Origin of the sequence: Aerosakkonema sp. BLCC-F183, assembly GCF_041929145.1 — a bacterium.
Lineage (GTDB): Bacteria > Cyanobacteriota > Cyanobacteriia > Cyanobacteriales > Aerosakkonemataceae > Aerosakkonema.
Map to the genome: position 1 here is coordinate 54,660 of NZ_JBHFNU010000037.1, position 6,408 is coordinate 61,067.

5 protein-coding genes are annotated in these 6,408 nt (G+C 43.9%); 3 read left to right on the top strand and 2 right to left on the bottom strand.

The features are described 5' to 3' along the window. Positions 1 to 175 precede the first annotated feature (175 nt). Both ACE1CD_RS09365 and ACE1CD_RS09370 read left to right on the top strand, forming a co-directional pair. Positions 176 to 457, top strand: coding sequence for a protein kinase (locus ACE1CD_RS09365; RefSeq protein ID WP_374823431.1), 282 nt, complete (start codon positions 176 to 178; stop codon positions 455 to 457). 131 nt (positions 458 to 588) lie between these two features. Beyond that, entirely contained in the window at positions 589 to 843 is a 255-nt protein-coding gene (locus ACE1CD_RS09370) for a hypothetical protein (protein ID WP_374823434.1), read from the top strand. An 85-nt stretch (positions 844 to 928) separates the two neighbouring features. On the opposite strand, the gene ACE1CD_RS09375 is transcribed toward ACE1CD_RS09370, so the two are convergent. Both ACE1CD_RS09375 and ACE1CD_RS09380 read right to left on the bottom strand, forming a co-directional pair. Further along, the gene (locus ACE1CD_RS09375; protein WP_374823437.1) at positions 929 to 2,317 is read right to left on the bottom strand and encodes a hypothetical protein; all 1,389 of its coding nucleotides are present in this window, start codon (positions 2,315 to 2,317) and stop codon (positions 929 to 931) included. A 102-nt stretch (positions 2,318 to 2,419) separates the two neighbouring features. Next, positions 2,420 to 2,887: a hypothetical protein gene (locus ACE1CD_RS09380; RefSeq protein WP_374823440.1), complete on the bottom strand. Its 468-nt coding sequence runs from the start codon at positions 2,885 to 2,887 to the stop codon at positions 2,420 to 2,422. A gap of 95 nt (positions 2,888 to 2,982) precedes the next feature. On the opposite strand from ACE1CD_RS09380, the gene ACE1CD_RS09385 reads away from it, so the two are divergent. Then, positions 2,983 to 6,408: caspase family protein (locus ACE1CD_RS09385; protein WP_374823443.1), on the top strand; the 3,426-nt coding region annotated here is incomplete at its 3' end.

Here is a 6,408-nt window from a genome sequence, read left to right on the forward strand (position 1 = left end):
TTGCAGCAGAGTCAGAAATCGGGTTTTTTCAGACTTAAGCAACTAACACATTAAATAAATATCGGCAATAACGCTTGTGAGGTAGCGTCTCGCCTGCCAAAGAGTGAGTACTCTCCCACTCCCCACTCCCCAGATTGTGCCAAAATAATCTCAATATCGAACAACTCACCGTGCGATGCGTTGGAAAAGAGGGGACAAGTTGCAAGATGGCAAGTATACCATCCGGGAAGTGCTGGGAGATGGCGGTTTTGGCATCACTTATCGCGTCAGAGAGCAAAATGGTAAGCAGTTCGCGGTCAAAACTCTCAACGAGACGGCGCAGGCGAGAGGCGACTTCGATAAGTTGCAGCAAGATTTTCTCAACGAGGCGCTGCGACAGGCGAAGTTCAATCATCCTCATATCGTGAAAGTTGATAAGGTTTTTCAGGAATCTGTACAATTTTTGGCAATTGAATAATTTCTTTCATTTATGGAGTTAATTTCAAATTTTGGGAATATTTATTTAGATAGTCATTTTATAGTCTTCTCTTCTCTCGCGTCGAGACTTTTAAAGTGTAACATATAAAGCTTTCCGAAAATTATTAAGATTTGTCAACAAAAGATTTTCCACGAAACATTGAGCTTTCTGGGTTTTCGATACCTGACACTGAGAAGAAAGAAGAAAAAGCTGCTAGAAACTGCCGGATTTTAACAATTAAAATGTCAAACATAGACGAACAGGCAATTAGAGCAAAATTAGAACAAGGCATCAACAAAAATCAACAGCATATTTTCCGCCATAAAGAAGGACATTTATTAACCCAAGTTGCTAGTTATAAGATTAGTCTGATTCTTTGTACGTAGTTGGGCTTTAGCCCCCTTATGCCAGGTATAATAAGAGGGCTAGAAGCCCAACTACGTACCTTTATGGGCGGATCGGATCTGTGCGTTACCTCGATCGCGGCCAAAAGCGAATCACCAACCAAGTCAGCGCCCCTGCTAAAATTGTTATACCCAAGTTATAGACAAATGTTGTAGTAGGTGATACCCAAGGTTGCGGAACGTGCAAAGAATTGGCGACAATGTGTGTAACGGGATCGTCAAAGCCTTCCGGCGGCAAATCTCCAAATAAGGTTATAGCACCAAATCCTACTCCTAAAATAGCGACGGCATTTTGGAAAATGCTACCCCGTTCTGCTTCGTCAACTTCCACTCGACTGCGAAGCGTGTTAATTGCACTATCTATTAAACTCAAACCTAGCTTTAAATTGTCAGAATCTTTTGTGATTTGGAGGAGGTATTTATTTTCAGCTAAAGCGCTAAATTCCTGCATGAATTCCAGTTCGCTATTTGCACCCGCTTTTTTAGCGATCGTTTCCCATCGTTTTTTATAATTGCCCAAGTTTATATCAATAGCGTGAATTTGAAAATCTAGATATGTTAGTTCTATAGAGTAGGGATTTAACGTTTCCTGTACTTGCTCTAACTGTTGACCAATTTGTTTTAAATTTAATTCTCTTTGATTGCCTTTTCGATAAAATTTTATACTATTTTGTATAATTGCTAAATACTTTTTCAGGGATTGTTTCAAAAGCCTGCTTTGACCGTAACACCAGAGGATTTTGTGGCGATAGTAAAATAAACGCATCCAATCATAATAAAACTTTGCCCCCTTTCTAGCAGCATCTTCATGAGGATAGAAAATAATAATAACGTGGATATTTTCTTGAATATCTTGAATGCTTGTTGCCGATGTCGCGCTTTCGGAAATCTTCACCCTGTACCGCGACAGTTCAAATATATTTGCACCTAAAAATAGCCCTTTACCTTCCAAGTCTTGTTCCCAACTTAAACCTGGCATTAACGCTTGATAACAAGCTTTGGCAACATTTTCTATGCTATAATTGTCAGCGTTGGACACTTGAGCGGAAATCAACCAAGTTTGGCCAATTGTAGCCACTTGATTGTTCAATCTTTTTTGCTCGATATCAACTTTCAGAGCTGCAAAACATTCTGCTGGTTGAGGATCGGTTTGATTGTTAACAGAACAATCTACCAACAAACCATAAGTATCCCCCAGACGCACCGGATAGTAATAACCTTCAACAGAATAGGGTTCATCGTTAGCGGCAAACCTTTTAGTTTTTGGCTTAACTAAAAGTTCGACATATTCTGCTTCAAAATCGCTATCAAACTGAAACAGAATTGGGCGAACGCTTTCCGGAAGTTTTTTCAGAAAAACTTCCCGATTTTTTTCCATTTCTTCATGTGTATCGCCCGCCCCATTTCTCAGGTCATACAGAAATAAATCTAGCGTCGGATAGATGATGTCAGTCATTCGATTTTGGATTTTGGATTAAAAAAATTCCTCCCGATAACCCAGATAAACACAAACTATCTGCGTTTATCTGCGTTTATCTGCGGTTAAAAATCTATCAATCTATTTCTTCGCGCCAATGAATTGTTTTAATTGCTCGAAACGGCCTAACTTTTTGGTCAATTCCACAGGGTCGGGATTACTCAAAATACTGATGACCATGTTGTTAATTTCATTGCTTTCAAAATCCGATTCATCCGCCTCTGGATCGAAGCCGCGGTTAACTATTGCGAACATCGGTGAGATAATTTTTTCTACTTCAAATTGAGTCGGAATAAATTCTTTCGGAATATTGCCATTCACATTATCCAGTTGCGATTTAGCAGATTGATATAATTGATTTAAGTTTGGGTTTGCTGCTATTACCGCCATCAAAGTTGGTTCGATATCAGATTCCCAAGCATCCGGGTCGAGGGAAAGTTGTGCAGCGACATCGGATAAAGTTGATTGTTCATCTTCGCTTAAGGGAGATTCTAAATCCTTAAGCGCTAACATTAGAGCCAGTAAAGAATTGTTAACAACGGCGTTCATAGGTTTACACAAAGCAGTATTTTTACGTAAGTTATATATTAACTCAAGTTGCGGCGATTAAGTAGGGTGCGTTAGAGCGCTAAAATTAATGATTATTGCTAAATTTCTGTATTCTGACGCACCTGATCGACTCAAAATTAATTCCTAGCAACTTGGGTTATTACCTGAATGGCGCTGCTATGAACCGAGAAGCTTTAGTAGTAGGTATTAATCGCTATCCTTTGTTGAAAGATAAACCCACCAGCAAACCGCGACATTTGATGAAGTCGGCGGCGGATGCGGAAGCAATAGCGCAATTTCTGGAAACCTACGGCAATTTTCGGGTGCAGCGCTTACCAGCAATTCATATAGATGGGAAGTGGGAGGTAAATCCGGAACCGCCACCCAAGAATTTAACTCAAGCGCAGGATTTAAAAAAAGCCATTGCCAACCTCTTCAATCCTCCCAGCAGCAGTATACCAGACACAGCATTATTATTTTTCGCCGGACATGGGTTGCGTTCCAACGAAGGCGGCGTCAGCGAAGGTTTTCTAGCGACATCGGAAGCTAACCCCCAACGCGGGAAATGGGGACTATCCCTGCAATGGTTGCGCCAATTACTGCAAGAAAGTCCGGTACGACAGCAGATAGTTTGGTTAGATTGCTGTCATAGCGGCGAATTACTCAACTTTGCAGAAGCAGACCCAGGTAATAGAGGGAAAGCGCGGGACAGATGTTTGATAGCTGCATCGCGAGATTTCGAGGAAGCTTACGAGGAAGTAGGCGGCGAACACGGTATTTTGACTGGTGCGTTATTGCAAGGTTTGAAACCAGAAAATCACGCGGAAAGTTGGGTAACGAATTATAGCTTAGTCGATTTTATCAACAAGCAATTGGCAACATCGCGCCAACGTCCGATATTTCACAATTCTGGCGGCGAGATTATTCTGGCTGGCGAAAAGGAGAAGATAGAACGCGCTGTTTTAATGGCGGGAGTTTGTCCTTACAAAGGATTGTCAGCTTTTGATTTCAACGATGAAGATGCGAAATATTTTAAAGGAAGAACGGCGTTAACAGATTTGCTGCTAGATAAAGTCAGAGAAAGTAATTTTCTAGCAGTAATGGGCGCTTCTGGTAACGGTAAATCTTCGGTGGTGAAAGCCGGGTTACTTTATCAATTAAAATTAGGACAAAGATTGTCTGGAAGCGAGAATTGGCCGATTTTAATTTTTAGACCGGGGGAACATCCACTGCAAAGTTTAGCACGGGTGTTTGTGGACGAAAACCTAACCCCCCCAACCCCCGTTCCCTCCGAGGCAATGGGGGAGTCAGACTCCCCTCCCCGTGGCGGGGAGGGGTTGGGGGTGGGGTCATCCCAATTAGAAAAAGCGGAAGAATTGATTGCTGCTGGTGCAGTTGGATTGAGAGAATTAGTAAAAGCTAAACTCTCAGAAACCTCAGAAACCCGGTTTTTTGGAAAAACCGGGTTTCTCTCCCACTCAGAAACCCGGTTTCTTCAAGAAACCGGGTTTCTCTCCCAGCGCGTAGTTTTAGTCATAGATCAATTTGAGGAATGCTTTACCCTCTGCCAAGATATCGACGAACGTCATAAATTTTTTGAGTGCATTTTAGGTGCAATAAAACATACAGATAATCGACTCTGCCTCGTCATCACCATGAGGGCAGATTTCTTTGGGAAATGTGCCGAACAGGAATATGCCGGATTATCTCGACTGATTCAAGATTCTCAGGTGACGGTGACGCCGATGAATCGGGAAGAATTAGAGGAAGCTATTACCGAACCTGCGAAAATGGTGGGTTTGGAAATGCAGCGGGAACTCGTCGAACAAATGCTTCAAGATGTGGAAAAATCACCCGCTATTCTGCCGTTATTGCAATATACCCTAACGGAATTGTGGCAGCGGCGAGAAGTGAATCGTTTGACATTGGCAGAATATACCAAACTGGGTGGGGTGAAGGGAACGCTGCAAAATCGTGCCGATGAAGTTTATCAACAACTATCACCAGAAGAACAACTTACTGCCAAACGGATTTTTTTGGAACTTACCCAGTTGGGAGAAGGAACCGAAGATACGCGCAGACAGATATTTAAATCAGATTTAGTCAGCGAAAAGAACCCGCAAGTTTTAGTGGATGGGGTACTGAATAAATTGACAGATGCGCGGTTGTTGGTGACATCGGAACTGGCGGCGCGGGGAGAAGCCAAAAAAACGGAAACTGTGGTGGATGTTGCCCACGAAGCTTTGATCCGCCATTGGCCATTATTGCGTAATTGGGTGAACGAAAACCGAGATGCGATTAGAATCGAACGCAAAATTGAGGCGGAAGCGGAAGATTGGGAAAGGAAAAAAAAGCCAAAAGATGACTTGCTGGTGGGGTCAAAGTTGGTAGAGGCGGAGAATTATCTCAAGGATTATGCCGAATTGGGTTTGCTGTCATCTCTGGGGAAGGAATTTATCGAAAAAAGTATCAGGAGGCGAATCAATAACCGCCGCCGTAATGTTGGTATTGTTGCTGTCTTTGTGGGGGTGGTGAGTGCAGCTGCGGTGGGGACTACGATTCTGTGGTTGCGGGCGGAAAGGCAGACCGTAGTGGCGACGCTGGGGGAAAAAGCTGCCACCGTGAAAAATTTGCTGAATGTTAGTCGTGTAGATGGTTTAGTGCTGGCGATTGCGGCGACTGGTGAAAGCAAGGATAAGTTGCGAGAAGTTCTGGGTTCGGTTCAGTCTAGCTTACTCAGTGGCATTCAGCTATCCCCCGAACGCAATCTTTTTAAAGGACATCAGGTTAAAGAACATCAGGGTGTTGTCTTCTCAGTCGAGGTGACGCCGGATGGAAAATATATCGTCTCCAAAGTCTCCATGATTGGGGACAACACAGTGCGATTGTGGGATATCAAAGGCAATCCCATCGGTCAACCTTTGGTCGGACATCAGTCTGCTGTCTCCTCAGTCGCTGTGACGCCGGATGGAAAATATATCGTCTCTGGGAGTTGGGACAGCACAGTGCGATTGTGGGACATCAAAGGCAATCCCATCGGTCAACCTTTGGTCGGACATCAGTCTGGTGTCAACTCAGTCGCCGTGACGCCGGATGGAAAATCTATCGTCTCCGGTAGTGCGGACAAGACAGTGCGATTGTGGGATATCAAAGGCAATCCCATCGGTCAACCTTTGGTCGGACATCAGTCTGGTGTCACCTCAGTCGCCGCGACGCCGGATGGAAAATCTATCGTCTCCGGTAGTAATGACACGACAGTGCGATTGTGGGATATCAAAGGCAATCCCATCGGTCAACCTTTTGTCGGACATGAGTCTGCTGTCACCTCAGTCGCCTTGACGGTGAATGGAAAATCTATCGTCTCCGGTAGTGCGGACAGCACAGTGCGATTGTGGGATATCAAAGGCAATCCCATCGGTCAACCTTTTGTCGGACATCAGGATGCTGTCACCTCAGTCGCCTTCAGCCCAGATGGAAAATATATCGTCTCCGGTAGTGCGGACAAGACAGTGCGATTGTGG